A 17,341-nucleotide genomic window follows, 5' to 3' on the forward strand; every position below is an offset into this window, starting at 1 on the left:
ACTTTAAACTCTAAGACAAACATTTTACGCAGGGGGTACTTAGATAAAATCAGTATAGCACAATAAAAGTTAAGTTAACAAGCTATAGTTTAAAAAGCCGTCCTAAAAGGACGGGGCTTTAACCCAAAATTTCGGTAAGCGTTTCAAAGGCCTCATCTTGCGTACCGAAACCACCGGGGAATAAAGCTACTGCGTCACTTTCCCGCAGAAAAAATAGTTTTCTGGTAAAGAAATATTTAAAATCGATTAATTTGGCATCATTTATGATACAGGGATTAGCCCCCTGTTCAAAGGGTAGCTGAATATTTAATCCGAAGGAATTTTCCCGTCCAGCGCCTTCATTCCCCGCTTGCATGATACCACCCCCGGCACCGGTTAACACCATAAAACCGTATTGACTGATACAGCGCGCGAACTCTACTGCGAGACGGTATTCACTGCTATCGGGTTTGATGCGTGCCGAGCCAAAAATGGTCAGTTTACGAATATGACGGTAGGGGTAAAATACCTGAAATCCCTTTTCTATATCTTCGATCGCGTAGGTTAAAATTTTCCAATCCAGGCGATCGATTTCCTCCTCGGCAATTCTGACTATTGCTTCCAGAGATCTTTGAATCCATTTACCATCTTTCAAGTGGGGTAAATGTTGCACCAATTTCAGCAAGTCTTCGCTTAATTCAGAATAGGAGTTGTCCATTTATCAGTTATCAGTTATCAGTTATCAGTTATCAGTTATCAGCTTTTTGTTTTGCCGTTAATCAGCGATTTTTCTGGTGAATATCACTACTATCTAGCCTGATGGCTTATGGTTTCAAAACTGTTCAGGATTATTTATTGCTTGATTAACTTGGGTGATTTGGGTTTGAAAATATTGTTCACGATAACGGATAGCTTGGGCTAATTCCGCACCTTTTTGGAAAGCGAGTAAAGCTTGGGGATAATTTTTTCTCTCTAGATAAATTTGACCGATTTGATCGTAGGTATTCATTAAACCGTAGTAATTATAACCCAATTCATGGACTTTAATTAATTCTTGATAGATTTGTAGAGCATAATCTACCTGTTGATAACTTTTATAGAGTTCGGCCAACTTATTTAAAGCTTCTCCTGCGATGCCGTACTGTTGTAAAGCAAAAGCGAGAGAATAGGCTTCTTGAAAGTTTTGGCTGGCTTTATTTGCATCTTTTAAAGCTTGATAATCTAAACCAATTTGAATTTTTAGAGCGGGGATTAACTGTATTTGCTGATTTCTGATCTGGGTTTCAGCTATTTCTTCTTTAATTTTTACGGCGTTAGCTGGTTGCAGAGATTCTCGATAAATTTCTGCTAGTCTTTGCAAATAAATTCCTTGAGTTAAAGAATTATTCTGCGTCTTAGAAATAGTTAATAATTCCTCGTAAACTGGGGCGGCTTTTTGATAATCAAAACGGGATAAATGAATTTGACCAAGTTTATTTAAAGTTGCTTCTACTGCCACATTATCCCCAGATTTTCTGGCATTAGCCAGGATTTTATCATAGATAATTATCGCCTCATTAAAAGCTCGTACCTGTTCATAGGATGTACCTAGTAATGCTAATAATTCTCCGTCCATTGTCTGGTTAGTTTCCGCAGTTTGTTGCACAGTTTTTAAACGAGCAGTAATTAATTTAACATCCTCGGTTCGATCTCGATTCCAAGCTGCTAACCCCACTTTTCCCAAAGATTTTACTTCTTCTTTTGCTCCTAAATAACGATTTAATTTAATAACTTCATACCAGATGGGAAAAGCTTCCTCATTTAATCCCGCATCGTATTTAGCTTGAGCTTCAGCATCGCGTCGATCGATGTATAATAGCAGTTGACGACGCTCCAAGGGAGTTAAAGGGCGATCAATTCCGGGTAATAAAGGACTTTTTAGGGGAGTTTCGAGGGGATTGGGTGCAGGGGTTTCTGTTTGTGCTAGGAGAGGAAGGGAAGTACCGATCAAACAGAGCCATAAACCGAGAGAAAAACGTAGCATAATAGACTGATAGGAGCGTAGTAGAGGAGGATATTTTGTGATCGATCGATTCTATAAGAGACTGACTGCCGAAAATTTGCGTTTCCCAATTTTGGGTTTAATTGCTAGTTTGATTGTAACCTTTAGTCTGGCTGCCTGTGGTGTCTCCCCGCAAGTTTTAGCAGAACAACGAATGTTTCTACCCCTCTCGGTCGAGTTTTTGGGAGAATATCAATTACCACAAGCGGATTATCAAGACACAAGGGTGGGGGGATTATCGGCAATTACCTATGATCGTGCCAATAACCGCTTTTATCTTCTCAGTGATGATCGTTCTCAGAAAGCTCCGGCCCGCTTTTATCGGGCTAGTTTGCAGATAAATGGTGAAAAAATCGAAAAAGTGAATTTAGAGGCAGTCACGTTCCTAAAAGATGGCAAGGGAGAAACGTTTAAAAAGGGATCGATCGACCCGGAAGGTATCGCTTTTTCGCCCCGACAAACTTTGTTTATTTCCAGTGAAGGTGCGGTTAAACAGGGAATTGATCCTTTTATTGCTGAATTTGATTTGCAGGGACAATTAAAGGAGTCTTTGTTAATTCCTAATCGCTTTTTACCGGATGATAGCAATCAAAAAGGAATACAGGATAATTTAGGGTTTGAATCCTTAACTTTAGGGATTACCAGCACTCTCAAAGACGATCCTTTTCGTTTGTTTACTGCCACAGAAAACGCGTTAATTCAAGATAGTCCCACGGGAAAAAGAGCAGAAAATCTCAGAGTGCGACTTCTTCATTATGTTATTGATCCGATTGGTGCGCCTGTGTTAGTATCAGAACAATTGTATGTGTTAGATGAGCCACCCAGTGGTGCGAGATACTACGGTTTAACGGAATTATTAGCTTTAGAAAAAGAGGGTTATTTTCTCAGTTTAGAGCGAACTTTTGGTTTAGAAGGTTTTGGAGCGAAACTATTTCAGGTAGTTAATGGGAGTGCCACTGATACCTCGAAAATTGCTCGGATACCGGGAGAATTAGAAGCTTTACAGGTGCAACCCTTGCGGAAAAAATTATTACTAGATTTAGGGACTTTGGGGATTGATTTAGATAATTTGGAAGCAATGACCCTCGGTCCAAGATTAGCTGATGGCAGTCGCTCTTTGATTTTAGTCAGTGATGATAATTTTAATCCGAATCAGGTCAATCAGTTTTTACTATTTCGACTCAAGGAAAAATAAACAAGAGATGGTTAATTGCCTCACCTATCCCCTTCTGGGAGAAGGATTGGGGTGAGGGTAGGCCGATTAATAATCACTTTTTTCGATATCTTTGCGAATATCATTCAGGTCAATATAGCGATCGGTAGCATTTCGCAATTCCCTAGCGATCATCCCTTCCGTAGAAACTACGGTAATATGAGTATTTTTAGAGCGCAATAGTTCGATCGCTCGTTCAAAATCGCCATCACCGCTAAATAAAATCACTCGATCGTATTGATCGACGGTATTAAACATATCGACGACAATTTCGATATCTAAATTAGCTTTCTGGGAAAACCGACCGGAACTATCATCATAATATTCTTTCAAAATTTTTGTTCTCACCGTATAACCCAAACTAATTAAAGCATCGCGAAAACCTCTTTGATCTTGGGAATCTTTTAAACCCGTGTACCAAAAGGCATTAATTAACATAATATTCGGGTCGTTGGTGAAGTAATTTAACACCTTACGCGGGTCAAAAAACCAACCATTTTTTTGTTGAGCATAAAACATATTATTGCCATCCACAAAAATCGAAAGGCGATCTTTCGGACGGCCGCCACCATTACAATGACAAAGACCGGCTTCTGTCATACAAAATACATACCTAATTTTTTATAGAGTTTAACTATAAAATTACTTTTTAGTAATTTTACGGGGGAAAACGACTATTCTTTGAGGAATAGCGGTGATTTGAGCGCAAAAAGATAGCAACTAAAATAAAAATTAGCTTTTTTGTCTAGGAGACAAACTAGATAATAGTTTCGGAATAATTAAAAGTGATAATAGGGAGATTGTACAGTAATTAGGTCATTTTGATAATCTTTCTTGATAGATGGGTATCAACAAGGCTGGTTAGATCAGGTAGGAACACCAATCACTCCAACCTCCAGAATATAGCTTAACATTGTCGTATCCGGCTAGGGTAAGGGAAAAGATATTGACACAGGCTGTCACTCCCGAACCACAGTAGAGGATAATTTCTCGATCGCCTTCCCGTTCTTGCCAACGTTGTTTTTGCCGGGCCGGGGGTTGAGAAAAACCCTGACTATCGGTGACTTCTAACCAGGGATAATTAAGCGCCCCCTCGATGTGGCCGGCGATCGGATCGATCGGTTCCCTTTCACCCCGATAGCGATCGCTTTCCCTGGCATCAATTAACACCACTCCCGCTTGCTCTTTTTGCCTTTTTACCTCCTCGATCGTGACTACCCAATCCTGTTGAACTTGGGGGAAAAAAGCGCCGGTTTTCGGCACAGGTATCTGATTGGAGACAAGATAACCGGCATTTAACCAATTTTGCCAACCACCATCGAGAATGCTGACTCGTTCATGGCCGAGATAACGTAATAACCACCAGAGACGACTGGCAAAGGCAAAACGGGAGGCATCGTAGGCGATGACATGAGTTTGACCAGAAATCACCCCTAAAGAGCTTAATTTAGCGGCTATCGTCTGCGGATTCGGTAAAGGATGACGGCCGCCATGACGGGCAACGGGAGCCGATAAATCGCGATCGAGGTGTAAATAGAAGGAATTTTGAATATGATTGGCTAAATACTCTTGATAACCGAGATCGGGATCATTTAATTGAAAACGACAGTCAATAACCATCAGATCGGGGCGATCGAGATTAGTCACTAACCAACTAGGAGAAACGAGGGGCGCGATCGGATTCATGGCGGGAAAATTGTTTAATAATTAACAGACAGTTGCGCTGATCTTCGCTGCGAGTATAACTGAGTTGATCGGCGATTTTTTGGAGGATCGGCAGTCCTTGCCCATGACCAGAGAAACTATAGTCATGATAGGCGTTTTTCTCGATAAAGTCCTCTAAATCGAAGGCGTAACCCCGATCCCAGATGCGAATTTCCATCTGGGATCGGGTAATCTCGATCTCGATCTCGATCGGGATTTCGGGGGGGAGGTGTCGGTGAGCGTGACGGACTGCATTGGTAAAACCTTCGGCAAGAGCAAGCTGACACTGGAGCCAGTCTTTTTGGGGAATGCCCGCCAGTTTAAATTGCTCAAAATATTTTAAAACGCTATCTAAGGACTTGAGATCGCTATCTACCTGAAAAGAAATCTTCACCCCCGGCTTACCTCTCCAATGCCTTACGCTAGAAGTTATACCATTTTTCCCAAACTATGACTGATGTGTTAGCTCGATTCTGGATTTAATCCCCTGAGAGGGGGACAAGCAAAGTCATCTGTTAGGGAGTCGGGGGTAAGCAGTTAAGATTGAGATAGTCGAGTCACAAAAAAGATGGTACGAATTCTAGTAATTGATGATGATGGAGTAATTCAAACGTTTTTGAGCCGCGCTTTGCGGAAGGAATACGAGGTTTTTATTGCCAGTGATGGGGAAGAAGGATTAAAGCAAGCGGGGCAACTAAAACCAGCGATGATTATTTGTGATTGGATGATGCCGGGGATCGATGGGTTGGAAGTTTGCCGGCAAATTAAGCTCAATCCCCAACTGTCAACCACTTTTTTTATCCTCTTAACTTCTTTGGGATCGGTGGAGGATCGGGTGAAGGGATTGGATGCGGGGGCCGATGATTTTTTATGTAAACCGATCGAGATTAATGAGTTAAGAGCGCGCGTGCGGGCGGGAATTCGTTTGCATCAATTAAGTCATGATCTGCAAGCGCAAAAACAATTACTAGAAATGGAGTTAGCGGAAGCGGCGGAATATGTGCGATCGCTGTTACCAGAACCTTTTATTTCTCGAAAACTTGCTATCGATTTTCGCTTCCTTCCTTCTCGTCGATTGGGGGGGGATGGATTTGATTATTATTGGTTAGATAATGACCATTTGATGTTATATCTTTTAGATGTGGCTGGCCATGGTTTGCGAGCGGCTTTACCTTGCCTTTCGGTGATTAATTTACTCCGTTCCCGTGGTTTAACTCAGGTGAATTACTATCAACCTAATCAGGTTTTACATGGGTTAAATCAAGTTTATCAAATCAGCCCTAAGAATGATAAATATTTTACTATTTGGTACGGAATTTATGATCGCAAACAACAACAGTTAACCTATGCCAGTGCCGGTCATCCCCCGGCAGTTCTCCTGACTCAAAAACCTTTTGGACAGATGATTGAAACCAGACTGAAAGCCCCCGGTTTTCCCATCGGAATGTTTCCAGAAGCAGAATATATCAATCAGGTTCAATCCCTGAATTTCTCCAGTAGCCTTTATCTTTTTAGCGATGGAATTTACGAGATCGATTGTTCTGATGGTAGGATGTGGGGACTAGAGAACTTTCTTCAATCTTTGCAAAATTATCACTGTAATTCTGCCAAAAATCTTGATAATTTTATTGGAGAAATTCAAGCTTTACAATTTGATGGTAATTTTAAGGATGATCTTTCGATCATGCAGGTGGATTTTCGTTAATTAACTTCCGAGGATTTTTTGTTCTAATTCTTCTCGGTTATTAAAAATTTCAAAAACTCGATCCATATCGGTCAATTCAAATAACATTTTTATCTGCTCATTAATCGAGCAGATCAATAGTTTACCCCCCGCAGAACGCACGGTTTTTAAGGATAAAACTAGCGCCCCTAAACCAGAACTATCCATAAAGGTGACATTCTTGAAATCAACGATAATAACCTCTGAACCTCCCTGCACGGCTTCGGCAATTTCTTGGCGAAATTCGCTGGCTTGGTTGCCATCTAAAATACCCGATGGTTGAATGACTTTGATTGAAGAACTCATAAAAAAAAGGAAAAATTAAATGTTTTCTACCTGCTCACTCATAACTGCTCGCTGAAATCTGCTGACAACAGCCAATCTTTAACTATTTTTAACATATTAGGGTCAAGAAAAGCGCAAAATTAAAAATAGGAATTTTTGAAACTGCATGGAAAGTTACGATGTCATCCTCATCGGTGCGGGGCATAATGGTTTAGTTTGTGCCGCCTATCTCCTCAAAGCCGGTTATCGCGTCCTCCTTCTCGAACAGCGTAGCGTACCGGGAGGAGCCGCTACCACAGAAGCGGTTATCCCAGATCTAGCCCCCGATTTTAAGTTTAATCTCTGTGCGATCGATCACGAATTTATCTTTTTGGGGCCAGTAATTGAGGAATTAGAGCTAAAACGCCACGGATTAGAGTATTTATTCTTTGATCCTACCGTTTTCTGTCCCCATCCCTCCGGCCAATATTTTCTTTCCTATCGCTCTCTGGAAAAAACTCACGCCGCAATTGCCCAGTTTTGTCGGCGAGATGCCGATCGCTACCTTCAGTTTATCGACTATTGGGGACAGTTGCTGAATGCGATCGCTCCTTGGTTTAACGCTCCGCCCCAAGATTTGCTCAGAATCGCCCGCAATTATGACTCTAGTGCCTTAGCTAGTGTCTGGAAAGCGATCGGCTCGAAAAAGAAACTGCTCGACTTCATCCGCACGATGATTACTTCCCCCGAAGATGTCCTCAATGAGTGGTTTGAGAGCGAATTTGTGAAAGCACCCCTAGCTCGTCTAGCGGCAGAAATTGGCGCTCCTCCCTCCCAAAAAGGCATTACCTCCGGGATGATGATGATGGCGATGCGTCATTCTCCCGGAGTGGCTCGCCCTCGTGGTGGTACGGGCGCACTAACCGAGGCTCTGGTGAAATGTGTTGTCAGTCTCGGTGGGGTGATTTTAACCGAGCAGAAGGTTAAACAGATTCTAATGGAGGAAGGACAAGCGATCGGGGTTAGAGTGGACTCTGGACAAGAATATCTGGCAAAAGCGGGTGTTATCTCTAATATTGACGCTAGACGAGTCTTTTTACAGTTAGTCGCCCCCGCCGATGTGGATGCCGCCGATCCAGAATTGCGAGAAAGGGTAGAACGGCGAATTGTCAATAACAATGAAACAATTCTTAAAATTGATTGCGCCCTCGCCGAAGCACCAAGGTTCGAGGCTTACGATCACAAAGAGGAGTATTTACAGGGAACGATTCTCATCGCCGATTCCGTGCGTCACGTTGAACAGGCCCACGCTTTAACGATTTTGGGGCAGATTCCCGACGAAAATCCCTCGATGTACCTAGATGTACCCACTATTCTCGATCCCTCCATGGCTCCCCAAGGCAAGCATACCCTCTGGATCGAATTTTTTGCCCCCTATCAGATTGCCGGGGCCGAGGGAACGGGATTAAACGGCACGGGATGGACGGAAGAATTAAAAAATCGCGTGGCCGATCGAGTTCTTGATAAACTGGCCGATTATGCCCCAAATCTCAAATCCGCCATTATTGCCCGTCGGGTGGAAAGTCCAGCCGAATTAGCTAATCGTTTGGGTTCCTATAAAGGTAATTACTATCATCTTGATATGACCTTAGATCAGATGATTTTCCTGCGTCCTTTGCCGGAAATAGCTAACTACAAAACCCCAATTAAAAACCTTTATTTAACTGGGGCAGGAACTCACCCCGGCGGCTCAATTTCGGGAATGCCGGGGCGTAATTGCGCTCAGGTTTTCCTGCGGGATCGAAGCACTTTTCTGCAACGATTATTCAACTAATACTAAATCCGTTGAGTATAGGCTACATAGGGTTTGCGGCAAAAAGTTTTTCTTGGGGGCAGGGTGTGGGGTGTGGGGTGTGGGGTGTAGGGTTTTACCGATTTTCAGGTGGTCAACTACCTAATTTTCAGGGAAAAAGTGCCTAAATTTCCCCCCGATCACTCCCAGTCCGGTACTTTTTGATTGACAAAAAGTCTAAAAGTCTTACCCAACAAGGTTTTTAGATTTATTCAGCAGACCCTACATATTAGGACAGGCACTCATGCAACAGGCAAGAGGCACAGGGGAGAATCAATAATCAGTTTTTAATAACTGGATTTAGTATTACAACAATTTTTGATTTTTGCAGGAGAGCTATCGAGTCGAGGAATACTCGTAGTCTTCGATAATATGGAGAAGTCGCATGGCTGAACTACAGGATTCTTCTAAAATTTCCTGTTTCTCCTGAGAATCTTCGATTAAATCTTCAGATACTAGACGCAGAGAACCTAAAAGACTATTAAGACTGCTTCTCGCTTCGTAGGATAAATAAGCTTTTCTTTTTTGCTCATCTTCCCTATTCTTAGAGTCGGCCTCTTTGCTATCACTAAATTGCAGAGCGTGTAAACGGGCATAATGACCACCTTGAGCTAATAATTCCTCATGATTGCCGATTTCTGCCACTTTTCCCTTGTCCAGCACCACAATTTGATAGGCTTTTTGAACAGTGGAAAGACGGTGAGCGATCACAAGAGTAGTCCGCTCGCGACAGAGTTCATCGATCGCTTCCTGTACTAAACGCTCAGAAATTGTATCCAAAGCACTGGTGGCTTCATCGAGAATGAGAATATCCGGATCTCGCAGTAAGGCACGAGCGATCGCTAATCTTTGTTTTTGTCCCCCCGAAAGTCTCACTCCCCGATCGCCAATTTCCGTATCCAGTCCTTCCGGCAGTTTGGAGATAAACTCGTAGGCATTCGCCCTTTTTGTCGCTGCTAAAATTTCTGCATCACTAACATCGCTTAATCCGTAGGCAATATTAAAACGGAGAGAATTATTAAAGAGAAAAGTGTCTTGACTGACTATTCCCATGGCTTTTCTCAGAGATTTGATCTCATAATCCCGTAAATCGTGACCGTCAAAAAGAATCCTCCCGGCTGTAGGATCATAAAAGCGTGGTAATAAATCAGCAATTGTTGATTTTCCAGCCCCCGAAGCACCAACAAGAGCGATCATTTTTCCTTTTGGAATCCAAAGATCGATGCCCTTGAGAACTAATTCTTGATGACCGGGATAGGAAAATTGGACGTTATCAAAATGAATACCTGTCTCTAATCTTTGATAGGGAATAGAGCCATTGCTCATAAATGGTTTATTCTCTCGAATGAGAAAATCCGCTACCACCTCTACTGCGGAAACATCCCCCAATAGACTACTCCTAGCACCGTTAATCTGACTAACTATCGGCAATGCCCGGAAAAGTACATAGAGATAGGTCAATAAAATTGTCGCCAAGGCTTGAAGTTGTTCATTAAAAAGATAACGACCAGCAATGATAATTAAAGCGATAATAATTACCCCACCGATCTCATTGAGCGGAGAGATTACAGCATTATTAGTCTGGGCATCTAAACCCGCTTTCTCCCGGGCTTCGATATCTTCCACAATAGATTCTAATTCGTATCTCTCATTGCCTACCGCTTTAATTAGGCGAATTCCAGTTAATAGTTCCAACAGTTTATTAGTTTGCTGTTTAGCCGTTACGGTGATAATCTCTCCAAACTTTTTCGATCTCTTGACAAAGTATTGATTAAGCAGACCTAAAAGTCCACCCAAAACACTAGAAAGAATAGTTAATTGCCAAGAAATTGATAATAAAATAGCTAAGTACATGAAAGCTGTGCCGATAATCTTAATCAGGTTTATGTAATTTCTAATCGATGCTACGGCTCGATTAATCTCCGACATGAAACGATTAAAAATATCTCCTATTTTACTTTTTACATAATAATCTATATCCACTTCTAGCAGCAGAATAACTGAATCAATTCGCATATCTTTTGCCATAATTAAAGACAAGTAAGTCCCTAAAAAAATACTGATAAAATTGGTAATGTGCTTGAGAATTAAAATCCCTAATATCGCCGCAAACATCCAGAAAAAACGAGTATCGACTGGGAAAACCTCGAAAACCGAGAGCAGCTTTTTGATAATTTGAGGGGCATTTTTTAAGATATCATTTTCGGGATTAATAAAAGAAATTAGTAAGGGGATAACTAAAACAGTTCCTACCCCATTAAATATCGTACTGACAAAGCCTATAACAATGCTGGAAACCACTAATATCCAGTATTTAAGCGTATATTTAAGGAGAATTTGATTAGGATTCATCGCTATAAGTAATAAAGTAAATAGTCAACGGTCAATTATCCTACTCCCTACAATCTAATATTTCCCTTCCAGAGAAGTAATTATGCCAGAGAGAGTTGTCGCCATGGCGGTGGTACTATAGGAGGCGATACAGCGCTCTCTCGCTTTTAGTCCTCGTGCATTAGCCAAGTCGAGATGATTAAAAACTTCTCTAATTATGACAGCTAGTTGCTCTGGCGATCGAGGTTCGACTAAATAGCCAATATCAGCTAAAATTTCGGGAATATCTGCCACTTTAGTGGAAATAATCGGTTTAGCCATCGCCATACCATCGGTGAGTTTAATCGGAAATTGGGCGTTAGCCGTAGCTTCATCCCTCTGGGGAACGATAATAGCATGAGCAGCGGCCACAACTTCCGGCATTCGATCGATCGGTTGAGCAGGTAAATGAATTAACCAAGGTTGACCTTTTTCCAACAAACTATCCAGATAGCCGTCCCCGATTTGGCGACCTCCCACCACCACCAATTTAAAATCAGGATCACCAATTTGATCTAAAGCGATTAAGACATCTTCTAAACCTTTGTGAGGTCTAGCCGTACCCGGGAACATTAAGACTTTATACGCAGATAAACCGTATTTTTGACGACAAGCGACGGGATCGTAGAGATTGGGATCGAAAAGTTGCGTATCCTTGCCATTCGGTAAATAAATCCCCCCGTAACGCTTTTGCAAAAATTGATTATTAACCGTCACCCCATCGGCGCGGTTAATTAAATTTTCCATCCAACGCAGATAGAGAGGGTGATTTGGGTCTCTAAGCGCACCATTTTTTTTGAGGATATCCCTAGCTAATTGTCGGGGATGAGGACGATAGGACCATCGATCGCCACCAAACCAACTCATTTCCCAATCGTCAATATCGAGAATTAGGGGACGTGGGGAAAAAAAACGTTTTAGTAGGCCGATGCCGAAACTGGTGGGACGGGGTTTAACCGCATAGATAATCTCTCCGGAGAGGCGATCGAGTAAAGTTTTGATCTGGCCAAAAAACTGGGGATAATTATTGCCTTGGACCGATACCACCGGTAAATTCCCCGGTGGGGTTGGATAGATTTCCCGGCCAAAAATCGGACCATAAACCGTCACCTGACAGTTTAGCTGTTGCAAGACTTGAGCAATCAAATAGACTCTTGTGCCACCACCACCGGATAAATCTGGTGCTAAAACAGAGATTTTTTTGTTCACGATCGCCGCTCAATCCAGATTATCTAGCACGATAGGAGAATGTTAATCAATGTTAACGTTTTTGTCAATCTTAGGCGAACTTAACATTAATGCCCCCCAGATATAGACTAGACAAAGAAAATTAACATATACATTGCCGAGACGACTAACTGAGTAAACATCACTGGTAGGCCGTAGCGCAGAAAGGTATGAAAAGTAATTTTGCCCCCGTGTTGTTCAGCGATGCCGGCGGCGACAATATTAGAAGAAGCCCCCACTAAAGTACCATTACCTCCTAGGGTGGCCCCATACATCATCGCGTAGAAAAGCGGTAAAACTTCCGGGGGAAAAGAACCAGCATAATCGGGAGAAAGAACTTCTGTCCCGACTAAATTAACATTAACAAGGTACTGTTTCAGTAGTGGAACCATGGCCACCACTAGGGGAATATTCGGAACGACACTGGAAATAAAACCGACAAAAAACAGCAAGACTAGAGAACCTAAAAAGATATTTTTGCCTAAAATTATCGCCAGAAATCCCGATAAACTATTAACTACCCCAGTTTTTTCTAAGCCGCCAATTAGGACAAAAATCGACATAAAAAATAATAGGGTACTCCAGTCCACATCCCGGAGAATATTATGAACCGTATCGATTTTCGATTGCTGGGCTAAAAGTAGGGCTAAAGTGGCCCCCATCAAAGCAACGGCCGCGGGAGAAATGGGTACGGGAAAAGATTCACCGACGACGAATAAAAATAAGACTAAAAAGACGATAATTCCCCCCACCGCTAAGACGCGAGGATGATTAATTTTCGGATGGGGTAATTCTTCTAAATGCTCGAATTTTGTCCGCCAGATTTTCGGGAATAACCAAGGTAACATAACCAGAATGGTAATGACTGCCAAGGCACCACCTAAACTCAAACGCTGTAGGTATTCCATGAAGGTTATATTAATAGAATCACCGACGATATAAGTAGCGGGATCACCAACAATAGTTAATAACCCGGAACTGTTGGCCACGAAAACCATCAGGATTAAGAGCGGCACAAAATCCACACCGATATCTTGAGCTAAGGGAGGAATCAGCGGGGCTAATAACATCACCGTGGTAGCGTTGGGTAATACCGCACAGATTGGGGTAGTAATGGCGACAATTCCTATTAGTAATAATTTGCCCTGTCCCTTGGCTAAAAGCACCATTTGTGCTGCTAAATAATCAAAAATTTTCGTTGGTTCAAAGGCTCTCACTAACACCATTACCCCAAAAAATAGGGCGAGAGTGGCATAACTGCGACTGATATAACCCACCGCCTCCTGGAGAGTCATGATATGGGTAAAAACTAAGATTAAAGCCCCCAGTAAAGCCGCTACGGTAATATGAAGCCACTCGAACATAATCACCACAATGACTGCAATAAAAGTCATTGCAGCAATCCACATTGGTAAAGATTCCAGCATTTTTGATCCTGTTTTTACTTTCGGTTTCTCGATACGACTAAAAGTTTGCCCGAATGTACAGCAAACTCACAAAAAATATGGTTATCGACGGAAAATCTTAAAATTGTTGTGATCGGTGAACCTGCATGAGAATCCCCATATACAATGTCTCCTGTAAGTTATCACTATCAAGTAGTATCAGCGACATAACTGAACCGATCAAGACATTGCTAGGAATGTAGTGATGTTTCAGTCTTCCCCCCCACGCCGACGAAGTTAGCTGACGGGCTAGGATAGAGAGATATCCTTTTCTAGGCTAAAAAATCTAGAAATACGCCCCCAAATGTGGTTCCTCCGCTCCGAATTTGTCTAGCTAATATCTAGCATAGAAACTTGGATTAGGCTGACTTACTCTATTTAGTGATCCACCATAGCATACTAACCTCAAAAAAAACGATATAGCTCTATACTAGACCTATCCTGTCGGTTATCCCCCGGGTTGCTAGGATAGAACAGTGATAAGCTAATAGCTAACGACTGACCGCCATAGCGGCCACATCAGAAATTTCTATGAATAGAAGACCTCGTTATACTCCTCCCCGATCGCGCGATCGTGATTATGACCGCTCCTATGGTGATGACTCCCGCGCTTCGACCTCCGGAGGCCTATTGGCCAAATTAAACTATGCCATGATCGCCCTGATTGGTGGTATTTTTGTACTAGGAGTGGGTCTCGGTCTGGTATTCAGTTCTACCGCTAATTTTAGCCCCGAAAACGTCGCTTCCCGGGAAGTAATCGATCGCAGTGCCCCCAATGCGGAATTATGCGTGCAATTTGGGGCCAGTGCCATTGTCACCGATTTGCGGGTTTATGTCACTCTTAACCCCTTTAATGTTTTTGTTACCCAACCAGTCATGCAACCCGGTTGCGTTTTGCGACGCAATAACTGGTCAATTTTAGAACAACAAAAATTAGTCGATGGACAGCAGGTACAAAGTTGTAAAAACCGGATGAATACCTTTGGTTATACCGGTCCCTTGGAAGGCAAACCGAAAATCGATTGTATCTTCCAAAATGAAGCTGGGGGTAATCTTTTTGTTAATCCCGCCGGTGCTGTTGGACCCAGACCAGATACAGATAAATTCTAAACCGGAAAAGATCGTTCTTCTGACCACTGACTCCTAATTAACTGCGTTGATTTTTACAAGAGGTCTAATGAGTTAGCCATTGGCCCGTAGTCACTACAAAAATTCCGCCAGCTTTTTTTAAAAAAGGCTGAATTTTATCGATCAGACGACCAAGTTGTTCGTCACTATTACAAACCGTCATAATGTAGTTACCACTGTAATCACAATCCAAGTCATCACAGGATAAACCTCGATCACCTTTTCCCGAAGTACTGCCAAAGACGGTATAACCGGAAACTCCGACAACATCAAGAGCGCTTAAGGTTTCTTCCAAAAAAGCATGACTAACAATTATATCTACTTTTTTGACAGTTTCTAGGGAAGGATGCGGGGATTCAAGCATGGTAGTTAAGTAAAAAAGGGACAAGTGAAAGAGAAAAATTTTGACAGGAATTATTGAAAAACAGCCTGGCTTTTTAGACTCCACAGCCAATGATTTTGATCATCTCTAGGTACAGAGGAATACCGATGATGATATTGAAAGGAAAAGTTAAAGCCAAGGCCATAGAAACGTATAAACTAGGATTCGCTTCGGGAACAGTCATTCTCATGGCCGCAGGAACAGCAATATAAGAGGCACTGGCACACAAAACAGCGAATAATAAAGCATTGCCCTGTTCAAATCCGAGAACCTTAGCGATGAGAATGCCCACCATAGCATTGATGACGGGAATGAATACCGAGAAACCGATGAGAAAAGAACCAGTTTTGCCTAATTCTCGGATTCTTTTCGCCGCCACTAATCCCATATCAAGGAGAAAGAAAGTTAACGCACCATAAAAAATCTCTTGGGTGAAAGGTTCTAATTTTTCCCAGCCTTTTTCCCCCGTGAGCATACCAACAACAACGCTACCGACTAAGAGAAATACCGAACCATTTAAAAAGGCTTCATGTAAAACTTTTGACCAAGAAAACGCTTCTTCTTCGCCATTTTTCTCTTTAAAGACTCGCACCAGGATTAAACCCACTACAATCGCCGGCGATTCCATTAAAGCTAAGGCCGCTACCATATGACCGCCATAGGAAATATGAAGTTTTTCTAAAAAAGAACTGGCGGTGATGAAAGTAACGGCACTAATGGAACCATAGGCTGCCGCGATCGCTGCTGCATTGGCACTATCGAGTTTAATTTTCAGGATAAAGAAAGTGTAAATGGGAACGATGCAAGCCATAACCACAGAGGCAATCAAAGTTAAAGCGATTTGGTTATTGATGCCACTTTCCGCTAGTTCATAACCTCCCTTGAAACCAATCGCCATCAAAAGATAGAGAGAAAAGAGTTTAGGCAGTGGTTGGGGAATCTCTAGGTCGGATTTTAAAAATACTGCCAGCATTCCTAAGAAAAAGAACAAAACCGGCGGATTGAGAATATTGAACAGGATTAAGCTGCCATCCATAGGTTTGCGTACATTGATTTATTTCAATCTATACTATTCGATTTTGAGAATTATCGTGAAAATGTTAATAACCGGATTACAACCCTTAACCATGGCCGCCCAAAAAAATTAAGATGGGTGATGTTTCAGTAGCTTTTTCTCCCTTCTCCCCCCATCCCCCATCCCCCATCCCCTATCCCCTATCCCCTAGGGTCGTTTCATTCTCTCAAATGTCATTATCTCAAATCCTTATCTGCCAACGTTTTTAGTCGATTTCTCGGAATAAATAGCTGAAAATTTTTAAAAACGTCGTGCTTTGCTTACCGCATAAGCGATTAAAGGTAGCAAAAAAAAGAATTAGATTCGGAGAATGAATCAGCCCTACCCTATCCCCTATCCCCCATCCCCTATCCCCTATCCCCCTCTACAATAATTACTCGCAGCCAGAAATACGTTGGTTGCTATCATACTTTGTGCTTTTTGTCAAAAAAACTTTTTTTTTGCAATAAAACTACACAAAAAAAAGATCATCGTTGTGGGTGAAATTGACTGATTTAACCGTCTTAATTAGGATAACTTTCTAGGTGTGACAAGGGTTTCAACTATTGCTACCCAAAAAAGCACAGAATAAACCACTATGAAATTCTATCAAATCGCTGTAACCATTGCAACATCGTTGTTAAATAAAAATCTTTCTCAATTAATTTTTAAGAATTTGTAAATATTGCGGAATGTTAATTTAAATATTCTCAAGTGTTTGGAGTTAATAAATAACTTTTGCTTATTTTTGTCGGAAAATAGAACTCCTGCAAAAATCTAACATCTACCATTGGGTTAGAAGTCAGTATTCAGGAGATTATTTTTATTTATTCTTCCCAACCCCCAACCCCCAACCCCCCCCCCCCCCCCCCCCCACCCCCCCCCCCCCCCCCCCCCCCCCCCCCCCCCCCCCCCCCCCCCCCCCCCCCCCCCCCCCCCCCCCCCCCCACCCCCCCCCC

14 protein-coding genes, 1 pseudogene and 1 riboswitch are annotated in these 17,341 nt (G+C 42.2%); of the genes and pseudogenes, 4 read left to right on the forward strand and 11 right to left on the reverse strand.

Annotation, left to right across the window (positions count from 1 at the left end; translation table 11 throughout):
* Positions 1-133: 133 nt before the first annotated feature.
* Both IM319_RS03250 and IM319_RS03255 read right to left on the reverse strand, forming a co-directional pair.
* A pseudogene (locus IM319_RS03250) lies at positions 134-697 on the reverse strand (LOG family protein); the annotation flags it as partial.
* Positions 698-811: 114 nt separating this feature from the next.
* The gene (locus IM319_RS03255) at positions 812-2,002 is read right to left on the reverse strand and encodes a tetratricopeptide repeat protein (RefSeq protein WP_287734627.1); all 1,191 of its coding nucleotides are present in this window, start codon (positions 2,000-2,002) and stop codon (positions 812-814) included.
* Between the two features lie 37 nt (positions 2,003-2,039).
* Here IM319_RS03255 and IM319_RS03260 point away from each other — a divergent pair, with 37 nt between their 5' ends.
* Positions 2,040-3,215 carry an esterase-like activity of phytase family protein gene (locus IM319_RS03260; RefSeq protein ID WP_287734628.1) on the forward strand — a complete coding sequence of 392 codons (1,176 nt, stop codon included), beginning with the start codon at positions 2,040-2,042 and terminating at the stop codon, positions 3,213-3,215.
* A 66-nt stretch (positions 3,216-3,281) separates the two neighbouring features.
* Here IM319_RS03260 and IM319_RS03265 read toward each other — a convergent pair whose 3' ends face one another.
* The 3 genes from IM319_RS03265 to IM319_RS03275 all read right to left on the reverse strand — a co-directional run bounded on the left by IM319_RS03265 (position 3,282) and on the right by IM319_RS03275 (position 5,331).
* Positions 3,282-3,833 (reverse strand): NYN domain-containing protein, encoded by a 552-nt coding sequence (locus tag IM319_RS03265; RefSeq protein WP_002764933.1) that lies wholly within the window; start codon positions 3,831-3,833, stop codon positions 3,282-3,284.
* A gap of 261 nt (positions 3,834-4,094) precedes the next feature.
* On the reverse strand, positions 4,095-4,919 hold the full coding sequence (locus IM319_RS03270; protein WP_287734629.1) for a sulfurtransferase: 825 nt from the start codon (positions 4,917-4,919) through the stop codon (positions 4,095-4,097).
* A complete protein-coding gene (locus IM319_RS03275) occupies positions 4,888-5,331 on the reverse strand; it encodes an ATP-binding protein (RefSeq protein ID WP_287734630.1) in 444 nt (147 codons plus the stop codon). Before IM319_RS03275 ends, IM319_RS03270 begins: the two co-directional genes overlap by 32 nt.
* A gap of 174 nt (positions 5,332-5,505) precedes the next feature.
* Between IM319_RS03275 and IM319_RS03280 the strand changes: the two genes are divergently transcribed.
* Positions 5,506-6,642 (forward strand): PP2C family protein-serine/threonine phosphatase, encoded by a 1,137-nt coding sequence (locus IM319_RS03280; RefSeq protein WP_287734631.1) that lies wholly within the window; start codon positions 5,506-5,508, stop codon positions 6,640-6,642.
* Here the strand turns inward: IM319_RS03280 and IM319_RS03285 are convergent, their stop codons facing one another.
* Complete coding sequence (locus IM319_RS03285) at positions 6,643-6,966, reverse strand: STAS domain-containing protein (protein ID WP_052275544.1); 324 nt, start codon at positions 6,964-6,966, stop codon at positions 6,643-6,645.
* A 145-nt stretch (positions 6,967-7,111) separates the two neighbouring features.
* Between IM319_RS03285 and crtO the strand changes: the two genes are divergently transcribed.
* On the forward strand, positions 7,112-8,758 hold the full coding sequence (gene crtO, locus IM319_RS03290) for a beta-carotene ketolase CrtO (RefSeq protein ID WP_287686094.1): 1,647 nt from the start codon (positions 7,112-7,114) through the stop codon (positions 8,756-8,758).
* A gap of 354 nt (positions 8,759-9,112) precedes the next feature.
* Here the strand turns inward: crtO and IM319_RS03295 are convergent, their stop codons facing one another.
* From IM319_RS03295 to IM319_RS03305, 3 genes are all read right to left on the reverse strand, one after another.
* Entirely contained in the window at positions 9,113-11,128 is a 2,016-nt protein-coding gene (locus IM319_RS03295; protein ID WP_287734633.1) for an ABC transporter ATP-binding protein, read from the reverse strand.
* Between the two features lie 54 nt (positions 11,129-11,182).
* Positions 11,183-12,355: a glycosyltransferase gene (locus tag IM319_RS03300; protein WP_287079847.1), complete on the reverse strand. Its 1,173-nt coding sequence runs from the start codon at positions 12,353-12,355 to the stop codon at positions 11,183-11,185.
* Between the two features lie 107 nt (positions 12,356-12,462).
* Complete coding sequence (locus IM319_RS03305) at positions 12,463-13,800, reverse strand: ArsB/NhaD family transporter (protein ID WP_287686381.1); 1,338 nt, start codon at positions 13,798-13,800, stop codon at positions 12,463-12,465.
* Between the two features lie 229 nt (positions 13,801-14,029).
* Positions 14,030-14,160, reverse strand: a riboswitch (cyclic di-AMP (ydaO/yuaA leader).
* A 189-nt stretch (positions 14,161-14,349) separates the two neighbouring features.
* Between IM319_RS03305 and IM319_RS03310 the strand changes: the two genes are divergently transcribed.
* Entirely contained in the window at positions 14,350-14,928 is a 579-nt protein-coding gene (locus IM319_RS03310; protein WP_287675518.1) for a DUF3172 domain-containing protein, read from the forward strand.
* Between the two features lie 64 nt (positions 14,929-14,992).
* On the opposite strand, the gene IM319_RS03315 is transcribed toward IM319_RS03310, so the two are convergent.
* A complete protein-coding gene (locus tag IM319_RS03315) occupies positions 14,993-15,310 on the reverse strand; it encodes a P-II family nitrogen regulator (RefSeq protein ID WP_287734635.1) in 318 nt (105 codons plus the stop codon).
* Positions 15,311-15,383: 73 nt separating this feature from the next.
* On the reverse strand, positions 15,384-16,364 hold the full coding sequence (locus IM319_RS03320) for a sodium-dependent bicarbonate transport family permease (protein WP_287734636.1): 981 nt from the start codon (positions 16,362-16,364) through the stop codon (positions 15,384-15,386).
* Between the last annotated feature and the right edge of the window lie 977 nt (positions 16,365-17,341).

The organism is Microcystis sp. M113S1, assembly GCF_020246945.1.
In the GTDB taxonomy this organism is placed as follows: Bacteria; Cyanobacteriota; Cyanobacteriia; order Cyanobacteriales; family Microcystaceae; genus Microcystis.